The following is a 23,734-nucleotide window of genomic DNA, read 5'->3' on the forward strand; positions in this document are numbered from 1 at the left end:
CTGTGTGCCGGACGAGAATTGAAAAGTGATAGGGCTGGATGAAAATAATTTCGATTAACTGGGAGTGGGGCTGCTGAAGGAGTGGGCAGAGCCTTTTCCAGGGTGCTACCGATGGCCCATTCGCGAGCAGGCTCGCTCCCACAGGTGAACGCATTCCAATGTGGGAGCGAGCCTGCTCGCGAAAGCAATTTGTCAGGCACTCGATAATTCAGGGCTTGGTATCAGCCTTCGCCACAGTGACCCAATACGGCGTGTGCTGCTCGATCTGCACCGGCAGGGTCGGCAGCAGGGCGCTCAGGGCCTTGTCGGTGTCGTGCAGCGGGAAGCTGCCGGTGATGCGCAGGTCAGCGACTTCCGGCGCCACGCCCAGATATCCGCGGCGATAACGAGCCAGTTCATGCACCAGGTCTGCGAGCCGCGCGTTGTCCACCACCAGCATGCCGCGGGTCCAGGCATCGGCGCCGGGCGTGAGCGCAGCGACTGTGTCGAGGCCGTCGTTGCGAATCAGCACTTGCTGGCCTTCGCGCAGGATCTGCTCTTCGGGGTGACTTTGTGGATGCGCCGCCACCGCCGATTGCAACACGCTCAGGCGCGTGCCTTGTTCCTCGCGCTTGACCAGAAACCGTGTGCCCAATGCGCGCATGCTGCCTTCGCGGGTTTCGACGATGAACGGCCGCGCATCGCCGTGACCGGTCTCGACCATGATCTCGCCTTCCTGCAACACGATCAGCCGCTGCCTGGCATCGAAACGCACATCCACCGCGCTGTGGGTGTTGAGGTTGAGCACGGTGCCATCGGCCAGGCGCACGGTACGCTGCTCGCCGGTGGCGGTGCGTTGATCGGCGAGCCAGTAATCCAGCGGCAAGTAGCGATCACCGGCAAACAACGCCAGACCGACGAGCGCCACCACGCTGGCCAATCCGCTGCCGAGCTTGCGCACGCGCCGCCGAATGCCTTCGCGCGATTGCAGCAGGGCCGCGCGGGCCGGGCCATTGGCGACGCTGAAGCGCTGATCGAGCATGCCCAACTGACGCCAGGCGCGGGCATGTTCTTCATTCGCTGCATGCCATTTGGCGAACTCCTCGCGCTCCAGCGGGCTGCCGGAATCCAGCGACAACTGCCAGGCAATCGCCGCGTCCAGCACCTGCGCGGAGACCGGTTTGGAGCTGGCCGGACTCATGTCGGCTCACCGTACAGGGCGATGTAGCACTGGCGGATGCCCTGCGCGAGGTACTGCCGCACACGGGGCACGGAGACGCCAAGTTTCTCGGCGATTTCAGCATGGCCGAGGCCGTCGAGGCGGTTATAAAGGAAGGCGGCGCGGGCCTTGGTCGACAGCTTGCCGAGCAGGCGGTCGATAGCCTTGAGGTCTTCGAGGATCAGTTGCTGCTCTTCGACCGAGGGTTGTTCGCCTTCGGGGATCAGCATCAGTTCGGCGAGGTAGGCCTGCTCCAGTGCGGCGCGGCGAAAGTAGTCGAACAGCAGGCCCTTGGCAATCGCCACCAGAAACGCCCGGGGTTCGCGCGGCGTCAGCAACTCATCGCGACCGAGCAGACGGACGAAGGTGTCCTGACTCAGGTCTTCGGCCCGTTGCGGGCAAGCCACATTGCGCCGCAACCAGCTCAGCAGCCAACCGCGATGGTCACGATACAACGCACCGACGAGTTCACTGTGAGGGCTTGGGACTGACGACACCAGACGCACCGATTGGGAAATGTTAACCAACGAGAATTGTTCGCGATTCTCGCAGAGGTGGGAATGGTTAGCAATTGGCCACTGGTCGGGTGGTATCAGCAGGACCGCGTCATCGTTCTTCGCGAGCAAGCCCGCTCCCACAGGGGAATGCGTTCCAGGGTGGGAGCGGGCTTGCTCGCGAAGGGGCCGGAACAGGCGCCGAAAATCTACAAGGAAGGCGCCTGCTGTCGGCGCTTCCACTGACTCAAGCGTTGCTGCAGATTCAGCGGACTATGAATCTGCTGCTGTCGCGCGCGGCTGAACAGAATCAACGCCAGCTCTGCCGTGGCCAGCGCATCGGCACTCGCGTTGTGCCGCTCGAACACCTCAAGCCTGAACCAGTCGATCCATTCGTCCAGCCCGGCCTCGCGGATATTCGCCTGCGGACACAGCAGCGGCGCCATGTCCGCGACATCCAGAAACACATTCTGCAGCTTGTAACCCAGGTGTTCCCGCAGCGCGCGCCCAAGCATGTGCTGATCGAAGGGCGCATGAAACGCCAGCACCGGGCTGTCACCGATAAATTCCATAAGCTCCAGCAACGCCTCGGCCGGGTCGCTGCCGGCGGCAATCGCGTTCGGCCCCAAGCCATGGATCAACACGCTCGGGCTGAGCTTCAGCTCCCGACATTGCAGAGTGCGCTCGAACTGCTGACTGAAGTCGATCGCGCCGTCTTCGATGACCACAGCGCCGATCGACAGCACGCGATCCTTGTTCAGGTTCAGCCCGGTGGTTTCCAGATCGAGCACCACCCAGCGCTGTTCACGCAGGCTGCATTCTTTCAGTTCGCTGATCGCCGGCAGTTTTGCCAGACGTTGTTGCAGGTCTGCCGACAGCAGAGGGCTGGCCGGCCGCAGCCACGAGAACAGGCTCATAGCTGATACCGCAGGGCCAGGCTGCTTTGCAGGCGCTGCGCCTGGCGCAGGGATTCACGCAGGATGCGTCGGTCCAGATGATTGAGGCTGTCGGGATCGACCCGGTTCGACCATGGCAGATTTTCCCGTGTCTGGATCTGGTGTTGCTGCATGCGTGTCTGCTGGATGAAATGGTAGGCCTCTTCATACGCGGCGCCGTCGAGACGTTCGATCACCTCTTTTTCAACCAGTTGGCGCAAGCGTTCGAGGGTGTTGTTGGTTTCTATGCCATTGGCCAGTGCCAACAGGCGCGCGCCGTCGACGAAGGGCGTCAGGCCCTGAACCTTGAGATCAAGGGTGGCTTTCTCGCCGTTTTTGCGCGCCAGCACAAACTCGCGGAAACGCCCCACGGGCGGACGATTGCGCAGGGCGTTCTCGGCCAGCATGCGCTGGAACAAACGGTTGTCGCCGACTTGATCGAGAATCCCCCGGCGCAGTTGCGCGCAGCCTTTTTCGTCGCCCCAGACCACCCGCAGGTCGAAGTAAATGCTCGAACCGAGCAGGTTCTCCGGCGTTGCCTCGCGGATAAACGCCGCAAAGCGCCGTGCCCATTCCGCCCGCGACAGACACAGTTCGGGGTTGCCGGCCATGATGTTGCCCTTGCACAGACTGAAGCCGCACTGCGCCAGGCTCTGGTTGATCTGCTGGGCGATTGGCAGCAGCTTGCCGCGAATCTCCGCCGCATGCGCCGCGTCCCGCGCTTCGAACAGAATGCCGTTGTCCTGATCGGTGTGCAGCGTCTGTTCGCGCCGGCCTTCGCTGCCGAAGCACAGCCAACTGAACGGCACGCCGGGGTCGCCTTTTTCGGCGAGGGTCAGTTCGATCACCCGGCACACGGTGTGGTCGTTGAGCAGGGTGATGATGTGGGTGATCTGCTTCGAAGACGCACCGTGGGCGAGCATGCGTTCGACCAGTTGGCCGATCTCGCCGCGCAGGCTCACCAGTTGCTCGATGCGCTGGGCACTGCGGATGGTCCTGGCCAGGTGCACCAGATCGACCCGTTGCAGCGAGAACAGGTCGCGCTCGGAAACCACGCCACACAGACGCTGATCCTTGACCAGACAAACGTGGGCAATGTGCCGTTCGGTCATGGCAATCGCCGCGTCGAATGCGCTGTGATCCGGCGACAGAAAAAACGGCGAACAGGTCATGTGTCGCTCGATGGTTTCGCTGAAATCACCTCTGCCATTGGCGACCACTTCGCGCAGGTCGCGCAGGGTGAAAATCCCCAGCGGCGCCTTGTGTTCATCCACCGCGACGATGCTGCCGACCTGTTGCTCGTGCATCAGCTTCACCGCTTCACGCAGCGGCGTGTCCAGGCTGCACGTCACCGGATGGCGCATCGCCAATTCGCCGAGGCGGGTGTTCAGCGAGTACTGGGTGCCGAGGGTTTCCACGGCTTTCTGCTGGACTTGCTGGTTGACCTGATCGAGCAGGCTGCTGACCCCGCGCAGGGCGAAATCGCGGAAGCTGTTGGACAGGGCGAACAGTTTGATGAACGCCGGTTTGTTCAGTTGCAGGCAGAAGGTGTCTTCGCTGGCCAGATGCTCGGTGCGGGTCGCACGCTCGCCAATCAACGCGGCCAGCGGGAAGCATTCCCCGGTGGTGATCTCGAAGGTGGTTTCGGTGCCGGGCCGGGTGATGTGCTGGCGTTCGCCGACCACGCGACCCTGTTTGACGATGTAGAAATATTCGACCGGCCCGTCGGCGGGTTTGATGATGCTCTCGCCCTGGCCATAGAAACGCAGCTGACATTGCTCCACCAGATAAGCCAGGTGTGCGTGTTCCATCTGATTGAAGGGCGGGAAGCGCTGAAGGAATTGCAGGGTGCCCTGAATGTTCTGCAACACCGCGGTTTTCCCTGCCTGGGTGAAGGCGTCCGCTTTACTCATAACCATTACCGCAGTCTTTTTTGAATTGTTGTTGTCGGATCGTTGCAGCCATGGTCGGCCCCTGCGCGCGGGGTGCCCATTGGACGTAAGTCTAGGTTTGCGCTGCCGTTCGGCACATTTGGGAAGTGCCCTACAAAAACAGTCGGAAATTCTCCCGCCAGCCTCTTGGAAAAAAATCCGACGAAGTGCACATTGAAGCTCTGCTTAGCGATGTCTGACGACTGTGCCAGGTGACTGAATTGAAAACGTAGAGAATCCCATGTCCGACCACGATATTTTGAGCGACGCCGAGCGTGAAGCGCTCAGTGCTGTAATGCTCGAACCCGATCTGCCGCCGCAGCGTGTACTGATCGTCGATGACGACAAGGACGCCCGGGAGCTTTTGTCGGAGATACTCGCGTTGGATGGCATTCATTGCATGACCGCCGCCAGCGGTGAAACCGCGCTGAAGATGCTCGCGGAAAAACCCTCGATTGGCTTGGTGATCACTGATCTGCGCATGGGCCATGTCGGTGGGCTGGATCTGATTCGGCAGGTGCGTGAGTCGGAGCGGGCGGCGTTGCCGATCATCATTGTTTCCGGCGATGCCGATGTGAAGGACGCGATTGCCGCGATGCACCTGAGCGTGGTGGATTTTCTGCTCAAGCCGATTGATACGGCGAAGTTGCTGGGTCTGGTCAAACACGAATTGGGCATTGATCCGTAATCGTGTTTAGCCGCTACCCTTGTGGCGAGGGAGCTTGCTCCCGCTGGGCTGCGAAGCGGCCCCAAACCCTGCATCCACATTAATCCTGACACATCGCATTCGCTGAATTTACGACGGCTGCGCCGCCGAGCGGGAGCAAGCTCCCTCGCCACAGGGATTACTGCCTGTTTGGGATTTCAGTCCAAACAAAAAAGCCCTGATCGCAAGATCAGGGCTTTTTCATGTCCGCCATTCAGCGCTAGTTACAGGCCGTTGGCCTTCTTGAACTCGCGACGACGACGGTGCAGCACAGGCTCGGTGTAGCCGTTCGGCTGTTTGGTGCCTTCGATCACCAGTTCGACCGCCGCCTGGAAGGCGATGTTGCTGTCGAAGTTCGGTGCCAGCGGACGGTACAGCGGGTCGTTCGCGTTCTGACGGTCGACCACCGGCGCCATGCGCTTGAGGCTTTCCATCACTTGCGCTTCGGTGACGATACCGTGGCGCAGCCAGTTGGCGATGTGCTGGCTGGAGATCCGCAGCGTTGCACGGTCTTCCATCAGACCGACGTCATTGATGTCCGGCACCTTCGAGCAACCCACGCCCTGGTCGATCCAGCGCACCACGTAACCGAGAATGCCCTGGGCGTTGTTGTCCAGTTCGTTCTTGATCTGCTCAGGCGTCCAGCTTGGGTTGACCGCCAGCGGGATGGTCAGGATGTCGTCCACCGAAGCACGGGCACGCTTGGCCAGTTCGGCCTGACGGGCGAACACGTCGACCTTGTGGTAATGCAGCGCGTGCAGCGCAGCCGCGGTCGGCGATGGCACCCAGGCGGTGTTGGCACCGGCCAGCGGGTGAGCGATTTTCTGTTCGAGCATCGCCGCCATCAGGTCGGGCATCGCCCACATGCCTTTACCGATTTGTGCACGACCTTGCAGGCCGGTGCTCAGACCGATATCGACGTTCCAGTTCTCGTAGGCGCCGATCCACTTCTCGGCCTTCATGTCAGCCTTGCGCACCATCGGGCCGGCTTCCATGGAGGTGTGGATTTCGTCGCCGGTACGGTCGAGGAAGCCGGTGTTGATGAACACCACGCGCTCGCTGGCAGCCTTGATGCAGGCCTTGAGGTTGACCGTGGTGCGGCGCTCCTCGTCCATGATCCCGACTTTCAGGGTGTTGCGCTTGAGGCCCAGCACATCTTCGATGCGACCGAACAACTCGTTGGTGAACGCCGCTTCTTCCGGGCCGTGCATCTTCGGTTTGACGATGTAGACCGAGCCGGTGCGGGTGTTCTTGCGCGAGGTGTTGCCGTTGAGGTTGTGCATCGCCGCCAGGCACGTCACCAGACCGTCGAGGATGCCTTCCGGCACTTCGTTGCCGTCCTTGTCCAGGATCGCGTCGATGGTCATCAGGTGACCGACGTTACGCACGAACAGCAGCGAGCGACCGTGCAGGGTCAGTTCACTGCCATCGACCTTGGTGTAGGTGCGATCCGGGTTCATGGTGCGGGTGAAGGTCTGGCCGCCCTTGGCGACTTCTTCGGACAGGTCGCCCTTCATCAGGCCGAGCCAGTTGCGGTAGATCACCACTTTGTCGTCGGCATCGACGGCGGCCACGGAGTCTTCGCAGTCCATGATGGTGGTCAGTGCCGCTTCCATCAGGATGTCTTTGACGCCGGCGGCATCGGTCTGGCCGACCGGGGTGCTGGCGTCGATCTGGATTTCGAAATGCAGGCCGTGGTTCTTCAGCAGGATCGCGATCGGGGCATTGGCATCGCCCTGGAAGCCGATCAGCTGTGCATCGTTGCGCAGGCCGGTGTTGCTGCCGCCCTTGAGGGTGACCAGCAGTTTGCCGTCAACGATCTTGTAAGCCGTCGAATCGACATGGGAGCCAGCGGCCAGGGGCGCCGCTTCGTCGAGGAACGCACGGGCGAAGGCGATGACTTTATCGCCACGCACCTTGTTGTAGCCTTTGCCTTTTTCCGCGCCACCGTCTTCGCTGATCGCGTCGGTGCCGTAGAGGGCGTCGTACAGCGAACCCCAGCGGGCGTTCGAGGCGTTGAGGGCAAAGCGGGCGTTCATCACCGGCACCACGAGTTGCGGGCCGGCGGTACGGGCGATTTCATCATCGACATTTTGCGTCGTTGCCTGGAAATCAGCCGCTTCTGGCAGCAGATAACCGATTTCTTGCAGGAAGGCTTTGTAAGCCACGGCGTCGTGCGCCTGGCCGGCATGTTCCTGGTGCCAGGCATCAAGGCGAGCCTGGAAGTCATCGCGTTTGGCGAGTAGGGCTTTGTTCTTCGGCGCCAGGTCATGAATGACCTTGTCGGCACCTTCCCAGAATTTTTCGGCGGTGAGGCCGGTACCGGGAATGGCTTCGTTGTTCACGAAGTCGAACAGGACTTTGGCGACCTGCAGGCCACCGACTTGAACGTGTTCAGTCATTGCTTGCCTCACTCTGCTCAGCTATTTCGCTTTTCAGCTCTTCAATTTGACAATGAAGCCTCTGGCCATTTAAACCACAAACCTTCCGACCAGTACATGCCATTGCTGGCGGCTGGGCTGGGACCAATCAACGGCTTGGGGGCCTTGCTGACGGGGCTTTCAGGGTTGCGAACGTGCCTTGGGCAGACATCGATCCAGCGTTATGTAGTGCGCGCCGAGGCATACTACATGATGCGTTGCGCTTGTGAAAATCAGACTAATTACGTCGTTCTGCGACCTCATGACGCATTGCGGTCACGTCGCGGAACGGGATGTTCTCAAAAAACCATCGGATTGTTCCAGCTAAATATAAAAAGTTGTACACATAAATCCTGTGTGGCTTCCATTCAGCGTCGCTGAGCCTGCATTTGTGGCGAGGGAGCTTGCTCCCGCTCGGGTGCAAAGCACCCGCAAAAGCTATGACTGACTGGAGAGGGCGTCCTGCGGCCGCCAGCGGGAGCAAGCTCCCTCGCCACAGGTGTTGTTCACTTGAGCATGGCGGCTGAATGTCGGTGCTTGCCTATACTTGCCTTTCTATAACAAAAGTCATGACAAGAGGGCGGCGCCATGGACCATCTCGTACTCACTGTGTTTGCCCCGGACAAGCCCGGGCAGGTCGAGCGCATCGCCCAATGCATCGCCGAGCACGGCGGCAACTGGCTGGAAAGCCGCATGTCACGGATGGCCGGGCAGTTCGCCGGGATTCTGCGGGTGGGCGTGCCGGCGGAGGCTTACGACGAATTAGTCGATGCCTTACAAGCACTGGCGGCACAGGGCATTCGCGTGCTGATCGCCGAGAGTGGCATCGAGCAGTCCTGCACCTGGAAACCGATCGCCATGGAGCTGGTGGGCAATGACCGCCCGGGCATCGTGCGCGACATCACCCGGTTGCTCAGCGAGCAGGGGGTGAACCTCGAACGGCTGGTGACCGAAGTGCGCCCGGCACCGATGAGCAGCGAGCCGTTGTTTCACGCCGAAGCGATTCTGGCGGTGCCGCTGACCCTGTCGCTGGACGTGCTGCAATCGCGGCTGGAAACCCTGGCCGATGATCTGATGGTCGAACTGGTGTTACGCACAGACCTTTAAGCGCCGCCGGGTTATCCAGTTTTAACGTGCACCTGCCTGTGGATAACCTGTAGAGACCGGGCGCAACCCCGCGTCAGCCGTGGCTTGCCGGGAACTGATCAAAAAACCGCCAGCATTCAGTGACTTGCGCACAAACGGCGGGGATCACGCTGTGGATAACCTTGGGAAGGAACGTTGCAGGCCACGAGAACCGTGGCCTGCGAAGCTTTGTGCGTTTTTTGATCAGCTGCGCCGACGTAAACTGATCACCGCATCGACGCTGTAAACGGCCAGACCGGCCCAGATGAAGATGAACGCGATCAGCGTGCTCGACGACAAATGCTCACCAAACAGCAGCACCGCCTGCAGCAGCACCAGCGTTGGCGCCAGGTATTGCAGGAAGCCGATGGTGGTGTAGGGCAAGTGCCGGGTAGCGGCGTTGAAGCACACCAGCGGCACCAGCGTGACCGGGCCGGCCGCCACCAGCCACCAGGCTTGCGAGGTGGTCCAGAACGCCGGTTGTGCGCTGGTCGCGGTCTGGTTGAACAGCAACCAGGCGAAGGCGATCGGCACCAGCATCCACGTTTCCACCACCAGCCCCGGCAAGGCCTTGACTGGCGCCTGTTTGCGGATCAAACCGTAGAAACCGAAGGTCAGCGCCAGCACCAGCGACACCCACGGCAGGCTTCCGACCTGCCACACCTGCTGCGCCACGCCGATGGCCGCCAGGCCCACCGCGACCCACTGCATGCGCCGCAGACGTTCGCCGAGCAGCAGCATCCCCAGCAGCACGTTGACCAGCGGGTTGATGTAGTAACCGAGGCTCGCCTCGAGCATGCGTCCGTTGTTTACCGACCACACATAGGTCAGCCAGTTGGCCGCAATCAAGGTGCCACTCAGGGCCAGAATCGCCAGGCGCTTGGGGTTGTCGAGCAGCTCACGCAACCAGCCCGGATGCTTCCACACCATCAGCAGCAAAGCGCCGAACAGCGCTGACCACAGCACGCGGTGAATGATGATCTCGACAGCGGGGACTTCGGCGATGGCTTTGAAGTAGATCGGGAACAGGCCCCAGATGATGTAGGCACTCAGGCCCAGAATGTACCCGCGACGCGGGTTGACGGCTTGCATGCAGAATCCTTGCTTAGGCAGCTGACAAAGCAGGGATTGTAAGGAGATTTGGTGGCGAATGAGTTTTGAATTTGTGAACACTGGCCAAATGTGGGAGCGGGCTTGCTCGCGAATGCGGTGTATCAGCAGCAGAATAATTGCCTGATACACCGCCTTCGGGAGCAAGCCCCCTCCCACAATGGTTTGTGGTGAATCAGAACAGTTTCAGGGGTTCTTCATTCAGCGCCGAAAGCTGTTCGCGCAACGCCAACACCTGATCGCCCCAATAGCGTTCGGTGCCGAACCACGGAAAGCTGTGCGGGAACGCCGGGTCGTCCCAGCGCCGCGCCAGCCAGGCGCTGTAGTGCATCAGGCGCAGGGCGCGCAGCGGTTCGATCAGCGCCAGTTCGCGCGGATCGAAGTCGTGGAATTCGTTGTAGCCGTCCATCAGTTCCGACAGTTGCCCGAGGCATTCCTGACGGTCGCCGGCGAGCATCATCCAGATGTCCTGCACGGCCGGGCCCATGCGGCAGTCGTCGAGGTCGACGATGTGGAACATTTCATCGCGGCACATCATGTTGCCGGGGTGGCAGTCGCCGTGCATGCGAATGTTCTGGTGCGGTGTGTTGGCGTAGACGTCTTCGACACGCTTGAGCAAGTCGCGGGCCACGGACTCGTAGGTTGGCAGCAAGCTCTTGGGGATGAAGTTGCCTTCAAGCAACGTCGCCAGCGAGGCATGGCCGAAGTTCTGGACGCCGAGTGCTTCACGGTGTTCGAACGGCTTGGTCGCACCGACCGCATGAATGCGCCCGAGCAACTGGCCGAGGCGGTACAGCTGATCGAGGTTGCCCGGCTCCGGCGCGCGACCGCCACGACGCGGAAACAGGGTGAAGCGGAAACCCGCGTGTTCGTGCAGGGTCTGGCCGTTGTGGATCAGCGGCGCCACCACCGGGATTTCGACGTCGGCCAGTTCGAAGGTGAACTGGTGTTCTTCGAGGATGGCTTCGTTGGTCCAGCGCTGCGGACGATAGAACTTGGCGATCAGCGGTTCGGAGTCTTCGATACCGACCTGATAGACGCGGTTCTCATAGCTGTTGAGCGCGAGAATGCGCGCATCACTGAGAAACCCGATGCTTTCGACGGCATCGAGTACAAGGTCGGGGGTGAGGGTTTCAAACGGGTGGGCCATGCTGACTCCTGCGCGCAGCAGGCTGCCGCGTCCGGCCCAGCATGGTAGCGCAGACTGTGGAGGTTGAGGGTTTTGCCTTGAATAGTGGGCTGCCTGGAAGGGCCTCTTCGGGAGCAAGCCCCCTCCCACAGTGGATCTCCGGTGTGCCGACCATCTCATGCACTCAGCCGATCCAATGTGGGAGCGGGCTTGCTCGCGAAAGCGGTTTATCAGGCGCCGACGATTCCGCCATCCTCACGAGTAATCGCCATCACCGAAGACCGTGGCTTGCCATTCGGCAGATGCTCGGGGAAGGTCGAACCGCCGTTTTCGCCCGGGTGCTGAATCCCGACAAACAGGGTTTTCTGATCCGGCGAGAAGCTGATCCCGGTGACTTCGCAACCAATCGGCCCGACCATGAACCGGCGAATCTCGCCGGTCTTGGGATCGGCACAGAGCATCTGGTTGTTGCCCATCCCGGCGAAGTCGCCGGCGTTGCTCGAGTCGCCGTCAGTCAGAATCCACAAGCGCCCGGCCTTGTCGAAGCCCAGCCCGTCCGGGCTGTTGAACATGTTCTGCGGGGTGATGTTCGACGAGCCGCCCTTCGGCGTACCGGCGTGTACACCCGGATTGCCGGCGACCACAAACAGATCCCAGGCGAAGGTTTTCGCCGCATGATCGTCGCGGTCGGTGCGCCAGCGCAGGATCTGCCCGTAGACGTTCTTCGCGCGCGGGTTCGGCCCGCCCACTGGCTGCCCGTCTTCGCCGCGCTTGGCGTTGTTGGTCAGGGTGCAATAAACCTGGCCGTCCTTCGGGCTGACCACGATCCACTCCGGGCGGTCCATGCGCGTAGCGCCGACCACACTGGCGGCGAGGCGGGCGTGGATCAGCACTTCGGCCTGATCGGCGAAACCGCTGCTGGCGTCGATGCCGTTCTTGCCGTGGGTCAGTTCGATCCACTGGCCCTGGCCCTTCGGGTGATCCGGGTTGCCGTCACCGGCGTCGAACTTGGCCACATACAGCGTGCCGTGGTCGAGAATGTCGCGGTTGGCTTTCGCATTGCGATGGTTGATGCGGTCGCGGCTGACGAACTTGTAGATGAACTCGCCGCGTTCGTCGTCGCCCATGTACACCACGGCGCGACCGTCATCGGTCTCGGCGAGGGCGGCGTTTTCATGCTTGAAGCGACCCAGCGCCGTACGCTTGACCGGGGTCGATTGTGGATCGAACGGATCGATCTCGACCACCCAGCCGTGACGGTTGAGTTCGTTGGGGTTCTTCGCCATGTCGAAACGCGGGTCGAACGGGTGCCAGTTGATTTCGCGACTGGCGGCCGACACGCCGTAGCGCTTTTGCGCCGGGTCGAACTGCTGCTGCGCGTTGCTGCTGCCGAAGCAGTCGGTGAAGTTCTCTTCGCAGGTCAGATAGGTGCCCCACGGTGTCTTGCCGTTGGCGCAGTTCTGGAAGGTGCCGAGGACTTTTTTGCCGTGCTTGTCGGCGGCCGTCTTCATCAGCTCATGACCGGCCGCCGGGCCGCTGATGCGCAGCGGCGAGTTGCCATGGATGCGGCGGTTGTAGCGCGAGCCCTGGACGAACTGCCATTGGCCGTTCTTGCGCTGCACTTCGATCACCGACACGCCTTCACAGGCCAGCGCCTTGCGCACGTCTTCGGCCGATTGCGGCATGCCGCCGTGCGGGTAGAGGTAGCGGTAATTGGTGTATTCGTTGTTGATCGCCATCAACGCACGGTTTCGGTCGTCGGGGAATTCGAACAGGCTCATGCCGTCGTTGTTGTCGCCGAACTGCACTTCCTGGGCGGCGGCGGTGCCATTGCCGCTCGGGTCGAACGCCGGGCCGTTCTTGTGCAATGGTTGACCCCAACTGATCAGCACCGAGGACTTGTAGCCCTTGGGCAGGCTGATGACGTCGGTGGTCGCGGCGGGAATGCTCTCGAAACCGAGCAGGCGGCTGTTGCCGGCGCTGATGCCGGTGGCCAGCGCGCTGCGGCTCAGCAGGTTGCCGCCGAGGAACATGGCGGCGCCGCACAGTGCCCCGGCGCTGATGAAACCGCGACGGCTGAGGCCGACCATTTTTTCCAGATCAGTCGATTGGTTTTCTTCTAATAGGCTCACATCAGGCTCCCTGCTTGGTTTTGGCAGCAACCTTAATGGGGGGCGATGAAGCTTTTGTTGCAGAAAGTCCGTTACAGCGGCGTGCCGATCAGCACATTGGACGGCGAGAATTGCACTTGCACCGGTTGCTCGACATTCAGCTTGCGGGTGCGAAGCTGCAGCGGCTCCGCCAGAGCGCAGAGCGTCTGGCCGTTGGGCAGGGTGATGCGCACTTCGCTGGGGCCGTCCTCGGCATCGAGAATGGCTTCAATGGTGCCTTGCAGAAGATTGTGTCCAGATGTTGCAACTTGATCCATGGCCAGCAATTCAAGCCAGCCGGCCTTGATCAGTGCCACCACTTCGGTGCCCGGTTGCAGTTCCAGGTGCACGGTGCTGTCGTGGGTGATCTGCGCGTTGATCCACAGGCCTTCGGCCAGTTCGAGGCGGATCAGGTCATTGCGGCCCTGACTCTCGATGGCGACGACTTTGCCGTGCAACTGGTTGCGCGCGCTGGTGCGCAGCATCAGGCGCCCGAGCAGGTCCAGATCGCTAGCGTCTTCGGCGGCTTCCAGCACCTGCGCCTGCAACGCCTGCAGCTTTTGATAAAGGCGCAACACCCGTTCGCCTTCGCTGGACAATCTGGCGCCACCGCCGCCCTTGCCACCGACCGCACGTTCCACCAGCGGTTTCTGCGCCAGGTTGTTCAACTCATCGATTGCATCCCAGGCGGCTTTGTAACTGAGCCCGGCGCTTTTCGCGGCGCGGGTGATCGAGCCCTGTTCGGCAATGTGTTGCAGCAGGGCGATGCGCTGCGGGCGGCGGACGATGTGCTGGGACAATAGGGTGGGCAAGGACATGAATTGGGTGCTTTTTACGGTGGCGGTGGGAAGTGAAGTTGGCGGCTTGCATCACAAGAGTCAAGCCACACGCTGTCCCCCGGTGGGAGCGGGCTTGCTCGCGAAGGCGGTGTGTCAGTCGCCATAGATGCTGAATGTACAGGCCCCTTCGCGAGCAAGCCCGCTCCCACAATGGGATTGTGCCGATTCTCAAGTCCCCGGCTTTGGCGTGCGCGCCAGGCAATACACGTCAACCCGCGCTGCACCGGCATCTTTTAACAGTCGCGCCAGTGCCTGGGCCGTGGCGCCGGTGGTCAGCACGTCATCGATCAATGCGAAGTGCCGACCTTTCACCTCTGCGTCCGGGGCCAGGGCGAAGGCGTGACGCAAGTTGCGCTTGCGTGCCTTGGCGTCGAGATCCTGTTGGGCGCTGGTGTCGTGAATCCGCCGTAGAGCCTGTTCCTCAAAAGGCAGATCCAGCTGTTGGCTCAACCATCGCCCCAGCATTGCCGCTTGATTGAACCCACGTTGACGCAGACGTTTGCTGGCCAGTGGCACCGGCACCAACACGTCGGGTCGCGGCAAACCTTCATCGAAGCGATGTTGCAGGTATTGTCCGGCAACGTCGGCGAGAAGGTGACCAAACGGCCATTTCGCGTTGTGTTTAAAGCGCGTAATCAAACTGTCCACCGGGAAGTCATAGCGCCATGGCACGACCACCTGTTCGAACGCCGGCGGCTCTAGCTGGCACCCGCCGCAGGTCAGGCCAGCGCTGGGCAGCGGCAAGGCGCAGGTCTGGCATTGGTCGCCGAGCCAAGGCAGATCGGTTTCGCAGGCGACGCAGATTGGCATTTCTGCTTCTGCGGGTTCATCGCACAGCAAACAGGTCTGTACGTTTTTTAAACAGATGTAAACCTGTTGTTCGTATCGTGGTTGACAGCGCATGACTCTTCCTTAAATATGCCGAACATCCGTGTCGCGCCTGTGGGTATTCCTTTCCCGCAGCCGCCAGCCAAGCATAACCAAGGAACTGCCCATGAGCGCCAGCACCTCTGCCACCCTGCGTCACGACTGGTCTTTAGCCGAAGTCAAAGCGCTCTTCGTACAGCCATTCAACGACTTGCTGTTCCAGGCGCAGACGGTGCACCGCGCCCATTTCAACGCCAACCGCGTGCAGGTTTCCACGCTGCTGTCGATCAAGACCGGTGCCTGCCCGGAAGATTGCAAGTACTGCCCGCAGTCCGGTCACTACAACACCGGCCTGGAAAAAGAAAAGCTGATGGAAGTGCAGAAAGTCCTCGAAGAGGCTGCCCGCGCCAAAGCCATCGGCTCGACCCGTTTCTGCATGGGCGCGGCGTGGAAGCACCCGTCGGCCAAAGACATGCCGTATGTGCTGAAGATGGTCGAAGGCGTGAAGGCCATGGGCCTGGAAACCTGCATGACCCTCGGTCGTCTCGATCAGGAACAGACCGAGGCGCTGGCCAAGGCTGGCCTGGATTACTACAACCACAACCTCGACACCTCGCCGGAGTTCTACGGCAGCATCATCACCACCCGCACCTACAGCGAACGCTTGCAGACGCTGGCCTACGTGCGTGAGTCGGGGATGAAGATCTGCTCCGGTGGCATTCTCGGCATGGGCGAGTCGCTGGACGACCGCGCCAACCTGCTGATCCAGTTGGCCAACCTGCCGGAGCATCCGGAGTCGGTGCCGATCAACATGCTGGTGAAGGTCGCCGGCACGCCGCTGGAAAACGCCGATGACGTCGATCCGTTCGACTTCATCCGCATGCTCGCCGTGGCGCGCATCCTCATGCCGCAATCCCACGTGCGCCTGTCCGCCGGCCGCGAGGCGATGAATGAGCAGATGCAGGCGTTGGCATTCCTTGCCGGTGCCAACTCGATTTTCTACGGCGACAAACTGCTGACCACCGCCAACCCGCAGGCCGACAAGGACATGCAACTGTTCGCGCGCCTGGGCATTCAACCGGAAGCGCGCGAAGAGCATTCCGACGAGGTGCATCAGGCCGCGATCGAGCAGGCGTTGGTGGAGCAGAAGAGCAGCGAGCAGTTCTATAACGCTGCGGTCTGATCTTCGCTCGAAACGCAAAACCCTGTAGGAGTGAGCCTGCTCGCGATAGCGGTCTGACATTCACCAATAATGTCGACTGATACACCGCCATCGCGAGCAGGCTCACTCCTACAGGAGATCTGTGTCACTTGAAAGTCGAGGCCTGCATGTCTTTCGATCTCGCCGCACGCCTTGCTGCCCGCCGTGCCGAAAATCTCTATCGTCAGCGCCCGCTGCTCGAGTCCCCGCAGGGGCCTGAAGTGGTGGTCGACGGCCAGCCGTTGCTGGCGTTCTGTAACAACGATTACCTTGGCCTGGCCAATCATCCGCAGGTGATCGAAGCCTGGCGCGCCGGTGCCGAGCGCTGGGGCGTGGGCGGCGGCGCGTCGCATCTGGTGATCGGTCACAGCGGCCCGCATCACGCACTGGAAGAAGCCCTCGCCGATCTCACTGGCCGGCCGCGCGCGCTGCTGTTCACTACCGGTTACATGGCCAACCTCGGTGCGGTCACGGCGCTGGTCGGGCAGGGCGATACGGTGCTGGAAGACCGGCTCAACCACGCGTCGTTGCTGGATGCCGGTCTGTTGTCCGGCGCGCGTTTCAATCGTTACCTGCACAACGACGCCGACAGCCTCGCCAAGCGGCTGGAGAAAGCCACCGGCAATACGCTGGTGGTGACTGACGGAGTGTTCAGCATGGACGGCGATCTCGCCGATCTGCCGGCTCTGGCGCGTGAGGCCAAAGCCAAAGGCGCGTGGCTGATGGTCGACGATGCCCATGGCTTCGGCCCGCTCGGCGCCAATGGCGGCGGGATCGTCGAGCATTTTGGTCTGAGTCAGGAGGATGTGCCGGTGCTGGTCGGCACCCTTGGCAAGGCGTTCGGTACTGCTGGCGCTTTTGTCGCTGGCAGTGAAGAGCTGATCGAAAGCCTGATCCAGTTCGCCCGGCCCTACATCTACACCACCAGCCAGCCGCCGGCACTGGCCTGCGCGACCCTGAAAAGTCTGGAATTACTGCGCACCGAGCATTGGCGGCGTGAGCACCTTAACCTGCTGATCCGCCAATTTCGTCGAGGGGCCGAGCAGATCGGTCTGCAACTGATGGACAGCTTCACTCCGATCCAGCCGATTCTGATCGGCGATGCCGGTCGCGCCGTGCGCCTGTCGCGGATGCTGCGCGAACGCGGCTTGATGGTCACGGCCATCCGTCCGCCTACCGTTCCGGCGGGAAGTGCACGCCTGCGCGTGACCCTGACCGCCGCCCACAGCGAGGCGCAGGTGCAGCTATTGTTAGAAGGACTGGCCGATTGCTTTGCCCAACTGTCGTCGGAGCCAAGCCATGCGTGATCGCCTGATTCTGCTGCCCGGCTGGGGCCTCGGCGTTTCGCCGCTGGAGCCCTTGGCCGCGGCATTGCAAGGGCTCGACGAGCACCTGCATGTCGAGATCGAGCCGTTGCCGGAACTCGACTCCGGCGACTTGCAGGATTGGCTCGACGAACTCGATGAACGGATCCCTCAGGACGTGTGGCTGGGCGGCTGGTCGCTTGGCGGCATGCTTGCCGGCGAGTTGGCGGCGCGACGTGGAGAACATTGCTGCGGGCTGCTGACACTGGCGAGCAATCCTTCGTTTGTCGCCCATGAACAATGGCCGAGCGCGATGGCGGCTGAGACGTTCGACGCTTTTTTGGCCGGTTGCAGCGCCGACCCGCGCATGACCCTTAAGCGTTTCTCGCTGCTGTGTGCCCAAGGCGCGCAAGACCCGCGCGGCTTGTCGCGGCTGATGCTGGGCGGGGCGCCGAATGCAGCCCCCGAGACCTTGATGGCCGGCCTGGAATTGCTCGCACAACTGGATACCCGTGAAGCGTTGCAGGCCTTTCGCGGCCCGCAGTTGCATCTGTTCGCCGGGCAGGACGGCCTGGTGCCGGCAGAAGCAGCAGGGGCGTTGTTCGCGTTGTTGCCGGATATCGAAATTGGTCTGATCGAACAGGCCAGTCATGCATTTCTTCTGGAAGACCCCCATGGCGTGGCGGGTGCGATCCAGGCTTTTCTACACGAGTGCGGTGATGACTGATTTGTCTATTGTTGCGCTGCCTGGCGGCTTGCCTGACAAGCGCCAGGTCGCGGCGTCTTTCTCCCGTGCGGCGGCCAGCTACGACAGCGTTGCCGAGCTGCAGCGTGATGTCGGTTCGCAGTTGCTCGCACGCTTGCCAGCGGGTTTTGTGCCGGCGCGGTGGCTGGATCTGGGCTGCGGCACCGGGTATTTCACTCGCGCAATGGCCGAGCGATTTGTCGAGGGTCATGGTCTGGCACTGGATATCGCCGAGGGCATGCTCAATCACGCCCGTCCTTTGGGGGGTGCGCAGCATTTCATCGCTGGCGATGCGGAACGTCTGCCGTTGCAGGATTCGACCTGTGAGCTGATCTTTTCCAGCCTTGCGGTGCAGTGGTGTGCGGACTTCGAATCGGTGCTCAGTGAGGCTTTTCGCGTACTGAAACCCGGTGGGATTTTTGCGTTTGCTAGTCTTTGTGTAGGGACGTTGTACGAGTTGCGGGATAGCTGGCGGCAGGTCGATGGTCTGGTGCACGTCAACCGCTTCCGCGAGTTCGCCCGGTATGAGCAGTTGTGTGCCGCCAGTGGCTTGCGTACGGTGAGTCTGCAGAATCAGGCGCATGTGCTGCACTACCCGGATGTGCGCAGCCTGACCCATGAACTCAAGGCGCTCGGCGCGCACAATCTGAACCCTGGTCGGCCGGGTGGCTTGACCGGGCGCGCGCGGATCCTCGGTTTGATCGAGGCTTACGAGCAGTTCCGTGAGGCGCAGGGATTGCCGGCGACTTACCAGGTGGTCTACGCCGTTTTGGAGAAACCCTTATGAGCGCAGCCTATTTCATCACCGGGACTGACACCGATGTCGGCAAGACCACCGTGGCTGCCGGGTTGCTGCATGCTGCGCGCTCGGCAGGGCTGAGTACGGCGGCGGGGAAACCGGTTGCCTCGGGCTGCGAGGTCACCCCCAAGGGTTTGCGCAATGCCGATGCGCTGGCGCTGCTGGCTGAATGTTCGGTGCCGCTGACTTATCAACAGGTCAATCCGGTGGCATTCGAGCCGGCCATCGCGCCGCATCTGGCAGCGCGTGAGGCCGGCGTCGCGCTGACCGTGCAATCGTTGCTGGCACCGATGCGCGAAATTCTGGCGCTGAATGCCGATTTCACGTTGATCGAAGGAGCGGGTGGCTGGCGGGTGCCGTTGGCCGATCAGGACAATCTGTCGGATCTGGCCATCGCGTTGAAGCTGCCGGTGATTCTGGTGGTGGGTGTGCGTCTGGGCTGCATCAGCCATGCGTTGCTGACGGCCGAGGCAATTGCTCGCGATGGCCTGCAACTGGCGGGTTGGGTGGCGAATATCATCGATCCGAAGACGTCGCGGCTGGAGGAGAATCTGGCGACGTTGGCCGAGCGGCTTCCGGCGCCGTGTCTGGGGCGGGTACCGAAACTGAAATCGCTCAGCGCCGAGGCTGTGGCCGATCATCTGCAGCTCGATCTGCTGGATTAATGTTTTTGGCTATGACAAGGCACTGTGCCATCAGTATTTTTGACGGGTGTTTTTCTGGCGCCTCTGCTTCAATGACCACCATTGATCCTTCCCAAGGATGAGAGCGCAATGGAAATCTCCGGTAACACAGCTTTTTATGCAGGTTTGAGCACTATTCAGACCGGGCAGAACCGAGTCGACCAGGCCGCGAGCCAGATCGCCAACAACACCATCGAGCGTTCGGTCACCAGCCAGTCTTCGGAGGCTCAGGTCGATCGTCTGCGTGGTATCGACCGCAGCCAGCAAATGGATCCGGGCAGCGCCATGGCCGAGATGGCCCAGGGCAAGTTTCAGGTAGAGCTGGGCACCAAGGTCGCCAAGGCTTCCGATGAAATGCTCGGTACGATCATCGATACGTTTGCCTGATTTTTCTCGTCTCCCGCCTGCTGAACGCCGCGCCTTGTCGCGGCGTTTTTCGTTGTAAGTCCTTCTCCCTCAACTAATCTTTTTTTATGGCCCGTGGCTCTGTGCAGTCCGTGGCGGTTTGCTGTGTCCGGCGTTTGAAAAAAGTGATGACGAACGGCAAAAGATCGACGCTTGACAAGATTTCGGCGTAAACGTATGTTTCAAACAACTGTTTGACCGTCATAACAAATCAACACGGTCGTTCATTCCCGGTTACATCAGCAGAGGTTTATCGCTATGCCTGACTACAAGGCCCCCTTGCGTGATATTCGCTTCGTTCGTGACGAACTGCTCGGCTACGAAGCGCACTATCAGAGCCTTCCGGCTTGCGCCGACGCAACGCCAGACATGGTTGACGCCATTCTCGAAGAAGGCGCCAAGTTTTGTGAGCAGGTACTGGCACCGCTGAACCGCGTGGGCGACCTCGAAGGCTGCACCTGGAGCGAGTCCGGCGTGAAGACCCCGACTGGCTTCAAAGAAGCCTACAAGCAATTCGTCGAAGGCGGCTGGCCTAGCCTGGCGCACGACGTCGAGCACGGCGGTCAAGGCCTGCCGGAGTCGCTGGGTCTGGCCGTCAGCGAAATGGTCGGTGAAGCCAACTGGTCGTGGGGCATGTACCCAGGCCTGTCGCACGGCGCGATGAACACCATCTCCGAGCATGGCACCCCTGAGCAGCAAGAAGCCTATTTGACCAAACTGGTTTCCGGCGAGTGGACCGGCACCATGTGCCTGACCGAACCGCACTGCGGCACCGACCTGGGCATGCTGCGTACCAAGGCCGAGCCTCAGGCTGATGGTTCCTACAAAGTTTCCGGCACCAAGATCTTCATCTCGGCCGGTGAACACGACATGGCCGACAACATCGTCCACATCGTATTGGCTCGTCTGCCGGACGCACCGGCTGGCACCAAAGGCATTTCCCTGTTCATCGTTCCAAAGTTCCTGCCGAACGCCGATGGCACCCTCGGTGCGCGCAACGCAGTGAGCTGCGGTTCGCTGGAACACAAGATGGGCATTCACGGCAACGCCACTTGCGTGATGAACTTCGACGGCGCGACCGGTTTCCTGATCGGCCCGGCGAACAAAGGCCTGAACTGCATGTTCACCTTCATGAACACCGCACGTCTGGGTACCGCGCTGCAAGGTCTGGCCCACGCCGAAATCGGCTTCCAGGGTGGCCTGAAATACGCTCGCGATCGTCTGCAAATGCGCTCCCTGACTGGCCCGAAAGCGCCGGACAAGGCTGCTGACCCGATCATCGTGCACCCTGACGTACGTCGCATGCTGTTGACCATGAAGGCCTTCGCCGAAGGCAACCGCGCGATGGTGTACTTCACTGCCAAGCAGGTCGACATCGTCAAATACGGCGTCGACGAAGAAGAGAAGAAGAAGGCCGACGCACTGCTGGCGTTCATGACGCCGATCGCCAAAGCGTTCATGACCGAAGTCGGTTTCGAAGCCGCCAACCACGGCGTGCAGATCTACGGTGGCCACGGTTTCATCGCCGAGTGGGGCATGGAGCAGAACGTTCGCGACAGCCGTATTTCGATGCTGTACGAAGGCACCACCGGCATCCAGGCACTCGACCTGCTGGGCCGTAAAGTGCTGATGACCCAAGGCGAGGCTCTGAAAGGCTTCACCAAGATCGTCCACAAGTTCTGCCAGAACAACGAAGGCAACGAAGCCGTCAAAGAATTCGTTGCACCGCTGGCTGCACTGAACAAGGAATGGGGCGAGCTGACCATGAAGGTCGGTATGGCGGCCATGAAAGATCGCGAAGAAGTCGGCGCGGCCTCCGTGGACTACCTGATGTACTCCGGTTACGCCTGCCTGGCCTACTTCTGGGCCGACATGGCACGTGTGGCGGCCGAGAAGCTGGCAGAAGGCACCGGCGACGCAGCGTTCTACACCGCCAAGCTGCAAACCGCGCGCTTCTACTTCCAGCGCATCCTGCCACGTACCCGTACCCACGTGGCCACCATGCTGTCGGGCGCCAACAACCTGATGGACATGAAAGAAGAAGACTTCGCACTGGGCTACTAAGCCTCAACGCGGTCTGACGAAAACCGCTGCTCCCATGGGGCAGCGGTTTTTTTTGTTTCTGAATCGCTCAGAAACCCGAGTTTTCTGCCGTTAAAGAGACTGCGTGTGATCTGGATCACATTGTGTGTGCTTAACTGGCCACATTGCAGGCACAATGCCATCTCTTTGATATGACGGGTCGGAGCTTTACCCTTGCCGCGTTCTTCTGCTGTACGTTTCAGCCATTTCCTACCTTCACTGCTGTTGTTACTTGCGGGGTTGGCGGCTGCGTACGTCAAAGACCTCAACGTATTCTTCACTTCGCTGTTCAACGTGTTGCCGACCCTGGTGCTGTTGTTGGGCGGCGCTTACTGTGCGGTTTACCGACGTCAGCGCGAACTGTTTCTGATGCTCACGGTGTACATCGCCTACTTTTTGCTCGACACCCAGACCGACTATTACCGCGACAATGGCAAAGTGCGCGAAGACGCTGCCGTGGTATTCCACCTTGTCTGTCTGTTGTTGCCGCTGCTGTTCGGGCTGTTCGCCGCGTGGCAGGAACGTACCCATCTGTTTCAGGACATGGTGGCGCGGTTCGCCGTGTTGCTGGCCTTCGGCAGCGTCGCCCTCGGCCTTGAGCAGAGTTATCCCCAGGCTCTGCTCATGTGGCTCTCGGAAATCCGCTGGCCGGCGCTGCATGGCGCCTGGATGAGCCTGATCCAGATGTCCTATCCGGTATTCCTCTCGGCGTTCCTGCTGCTGGCCTGGCAGTACTGGCGCAACCCGCGCCCGCTGCATGCGGCGCAACTGGTCGGCTTGCTCGGTTTGTTCTGGATGCTGCCGAAAACCTTCATCCTGCCATTCACCCTGAACATCATGTGCAGTCAGGTGATGCTGATGGTTGCGGCTGCCGTGGCGCATGAGGCCTATCAAATGGCCTTCCGCGATGAACTCACCGGTCTGCCGGGGCGCCGCGCGCTCAATGAGCGGATGCAGCGCCTGGGGCGCAACTATGTGCTGGCGATGAGCGACGTCGATCACTTCAAGAAATTCAACGACACCCACGGTCACGATGTTGGTGACCAAGTGCTGCGACTGGTCGCCAGCAAACTGTCGAAAATCAGCGGCGGCGGTAGGGCATATCGCTATGGTGGTGAGGAATTCGCCCTGGTGTTTGCGGGCAAAACCCTCGAGGAATGCATGCCGCACCTGGAAGTGATCCGCGAGTCGATTGCCTCCTACAACATCCAGTTGCGCAATCAGGAGAACCGCCCGCAGGACGACCAGCAAGGTCGCCAGCGCCGTAGCGGCAGCGGTGCTTCCAGTGTCTCGGTCACGGTCAGTATCGGCGTTGCCGAACGGGTCGAGCAGCGGACGCCGGAAGAAGTCCTCAAGTCCGCCGACCAGGCGTTGTACAGCGCCAAGGGTGCCGGGCGTAACTGCGTCATGGCGTTCGGACAGAACCGTCGCGGCGCAGTGCGCATGGACAGCGCCGCTGGCTGAATCACGCCACAACCATCACTAAAAAGCCCGCTGATTGCGGGCTTTGTTTTATCGCTGAATGTTGGTGACCAAAAATAACAAATCAGTCACCGGTTGACCCTATGTGTCGCAAAAGTTGTTGAGGTACACTCGGCCTCAACGAAAACA

At 61.1% G+C, this 23,734-nt stretch carries 20 protein-coding genes; 10 read left to right on the plus strand and 10 right to left on the minus strand.

The genetic code is table 11. The features are described from left to right. Positions 1 to 208: 208 nt before the first annotated feature. From M0814_RS12710 to M0814_RS12725, 4 genes are all read right to left on the minus strand, one after another. On the minus strand, positions 209 to 1,180 hold the full coding sequence (locus M0814_RS12710; protein WP_103486439.1) for a FecR family protein: 972 nt from the start codon (positions 1,178 to 1,180) through the stop codon (positions 209 to 211). Further along, entirely contained in the window at positions 1,177 to 1,695 is a 519-nt protein-coding gene (locus M0814_RS12715; protein WP_045122847.1) for an RNA polymerase sigma factor, read from the minus strand. The genes M0814_RS12710 and M0814_RS12715 overlap by 4 nt, the downstream gene beginning before the upstream one ends. A gap of 206 nt (positions 1,696 to 1,901) precedes the next feature. Beyond that, a complete protein-coding gene (locus M0814_RS12720) occupies positions 1,902 to 2,609 on the minus strand; it encodes a 3'-5' exonuclease (RefSeq protein WP_103486440.1) in 708 nt (235 codons plus the stop codon). Then, complete coding sequence (locus M0814_RS12725) at positions 2,606 to 4,540, minus strand: DUF294 nucleotidyltransferase-like domain-containing protein (protein WP_347359905.1); 1,935 nt, start codon at positions 4,538 to 4,540, stop codon at positions 2,606 to 2,608. The genes M0814_RS12720 and M0814_RS12725 overlap by 4 nt, the downstream gene beginning before the upstream one ends. 259 nt (positions 4,541 to 4,799) lie before the next feature. On the opposite strand from M0814_RS12725, the gene M0814_RS12730 reads away from it, so the two are divergent. Then, complete coding sequence (locus tag M0814_RS12730) at positions 4,800 to 5,246, plus strand: response regulator (protein ID WP_003228923.1); 447 nt, start codon at positions 4,800 to 4,802, stop codon at positions 5,244 to 5,246. Between the two features lie 242 nt (positions 5,247 to 5,488). Here the strand turns inward: M0814_RS12730 and M0814_RS12735 are convergent, their stop codons facing one another. Then, positions 5,489 to 7,666 carry a malate synthase G gene (locus M0814_RS12735; RefSeq protein WP_003228921.1) on the minus strand — a complete coding sequence of 726 codons (2,178 nt, stop codon included), beginning with the start codon at positions 7,664 to 7,666 and terminating at the stop codon, positions 5,489 to 5,491. A 606-nt stretch (positions 7,667 to 8,272) separates the two neighbouring features. On the opposite strand from M0814_RS12735, the gene M0814_RS12740 reads away from it, so the two are divergent. After that, complete coding sequence (locus tag M0814_RS12740; protein WP_003228919.1) at positions 8,273 to 8,791, plus strand: glycine cleavage system protein R; 519 nt, start codon at positions 8,273 to 8,275, stop codon at positions 8,789 to 8,791. A 222-nt stretch (positions 8,792 to 9,013) separates the two neighbouring features. Here the strand turns inward: M0814_RS12740 and rarD are convergent, their stop codons facing one another. The 5 genes from rarD to M0814_RS12765 form a co-directional block, all read right to left on the minus strand. After that, positions 9,014 to 9,901 carry an EamA family transporter RarD gene (rarD, locus tag M0814_RS12745; protein WP_103486442.1) on the minus strand — a complete coding sequence of 296 codons (888 nt, stop codon included), beginning with the start codon at positions 9,899 to 9,901 and terminating at the stop codon, positions 9,014 to 9,016. Positions 9,902 to 10,094: 193 nt separating this feature from the next. Continuing rightward, positions 10,095 to 11,069, minus strand: a complete 975-nt coding sequence (locus tag M0814_RS12750) for a serine/threonine protein kinase (protein WP_103486443.1) — start codon at positions 11,067 to 11,069, stop codon at positions 10,095 to 10,097. A gap of 209 nt (positions 11,070 to 11,278) precedes the next feature. After that, on the minus strand, positions 11,279 to 13,180 hold the full coding sequence (locus M0814_RS12755; RefSeq protein ID WP_103486444.1) for a PhoX family phosphatase: 1,902 nt from the start codon (positions 13,178 to 13,180) through the stop codon (positions 11,279 to 11,281). Positions 13,181 to 13,251: 71 nt separating this feature from the next. Beyond that, positions 13,252 to 14,016, minus strand: a complete 765-nt coding sequence (locus M0814_RS12760) for a TOBE domain-containing protein (RefSeq protein WP_103486445.1) — start codon at positions 14,014 to 14,016, stop codon at positions 13,252 to 13,254. A 189-nt stretch (positions 14,017 to 14,205) separates the two neighbouring features. Next, the gene (locus M0814_RS12765; protein ID WP_103486446.1) at positions 14,206 to 14,940 is read right to left on the minus strand and encodes a ComF family protein; all 735 of its coding nucleotides are present in this window, start codon (positions 14,938 to 14,940) and stop codon (positions 14,206 to 14,208) included. Between the two features lie 91 nt (positions 14,941 to 15,031). On the opposite strand from M0814_RS12765, the gene bioB reads away from it, so the two are divergent. From bioB to M0814_RS12805, 8 genes are all read left to right on the plus strand, one after another. Continuing rightward, positions 15,032 to 16,087: a biotin synthase BioB gene (bioB, locus tag M0814_RS12770; protein WP_103486447.1), complete on the plus strand. Its 1,056-nt coding sequence runs from the start codon at positions 15,032 to 15,034 to the stop codon at positions 16,085 to 16,087. A gap of 146 nt (positions 16,088 to 16,233) precedes the next feature. Beyond that, positions 16,234 to 17,412 carry an 8-amino-7-oxononanoate synthase gene (gene bioF, locus M0814_RS12775; protein WP_103486458.1) on the plus strand — a complete coding sequence of 393 codons (1,179 nt, stop codon included), beginning with the start codon at positions 16,234 to 16,236 and terminating at the stop codon, positions 17,410 to 17,412. After that, positions 17,405 to 18,136, plus strand: a complete 732-nt coding sequence (locus M0814_RS12780) for an alpha/beta fold hydrolase (protein WP_103486448.1) — start codon at positions 17,405 to 17,407, stop codon at positions 18,134 to 18,136. The genes bioF and M0814_RS12780 overlap by 8 nt, the downstream gene beginning before the upstream one ends. Next, positions 18,129 to 18,941, plus strand: a complete 813-nt coding sequence (bioC, locus tag M0814_RS12785) for a malonyl-ACP O-methyltransferase BioC (RefSeq protein WP_103486449.1) — start codon at positions 18,129 to 18,131, stop codon at positions 18,939 to 18,941. Before M0814_RS12780 ends, bioC begins: the two co-directional genes overlap by 8 nt. Further along, positions 18,938 to 19,618 carry a dethiobiotin synthase gene (gene bioD / locus M0814_RS12790; RefSeq protein ID WP_003228900.1) on the plus strand — a complete coding sequence of 227 codons (681 nt, stop codon included), beginning with the start codon at positions 18,938 to 18,940 and terminating at the stop codon, positions 19,616 to 19,618. The genes bioC and bioD overlap by 4 nt, the downstream gene beginning before the upstream one ends. A 108-nt stretch (positions 19,619 to 19,726) precedes the next feature. After that, positions 19,727 to 20,023, plus strand: coding sequence for a hypothetical protein (locus M0814_RS12795; RefSeq protein WP_003228898.1), 297 nt, complete (start codon positions 19,727 to 19,729; stop codon positions 20,021 to 20,023). A gap of 276 nt (positions 20,024 to 20,299) precedes the next feature. After that, positions 20,300 to 22,105 carry a phenylacyl-CoA dehydrogenase gene (locus tag M0814_RS12800; RefSeq protein WP_103486450.1) on the plus strand — a complete coding sequence of 602 codons (1,806 nt, stop codon included), beginning with the start codon at positions 20,300 to 20,302 and terminating at the stop codon, positions 22,103 to 22,105. Positions 22,106 to 22,297: 192 nt separating this feature from the next. Then, entirely contained in the window at positions 22,298 to 23,587 is a 1,290-nt protein-coding gene (locus M0814_RS12805; RefSeq protein WP_003228895.1) for a GGDEF domain-containing protein, read from the plus strand. The last annotated feature ends 147 nt before the right edge of the window (positions 23,588 to 23,734 follow it).

Origin of the sequence: Pseudomonas sp. MWU12-2020 (assembly GCF_023100605.1) — a bacterium.
In the GTDB taxonomy this organism is placed as follows: domain Bacteria; phylum Pseudomonadota; class Gammaproteobacteria; order Pseudomonadales; family Pseudomonadaceae; genus Aquipseudomonas; species Aquipseudomonas fluorescens_H.